Source organism: Curtobacterium sp. 9128 (assembly GCF_007673775.1).
GTDB lineage: Bacteria > Actinomycetota > Actinomycetes > Actinomycetales > Microbacteriaceae > Curtobacterium.
In genome coordinates, this window is the sequence record NZ_VEAF01000043.1 from 1 (window position 1) to 214 (window position 214).

1 protein-coding gene is annotated in these 214 nt (G+C 31.3%); it reads right to left on the reverse strand.

The genetic code is table 11. The features are described from left to right. On the reverse strand, positions 1 to 194 hold a 194-nt coding region (locus FS641_RS17875; protein WP_222122137.1), incomplete at its 3' end, for a hypothetical protein. Positions 195 to 214: the final 20 nt, after the last annotated feature.

The window sequence follows — 214 nt, forward strand, 5'->3', positions numbered from 1 at the left end:
ACTTCTCGTTCTTTTGCAATTTCCGGTGGGATTAATTCATATTTTTCATCCACAAATTTCTTCACAGCTTCTATAAATCCTATAACACTTATTCCTGGATTATCTTTTGTAGCTTCTGCTGTGATTATTGTATGAGAATGCGAAGGATTAAACCAATATAAATCTTCAAGATTTTCTGCTATCGTCCATGACACATAATGATTATTAAAATCAA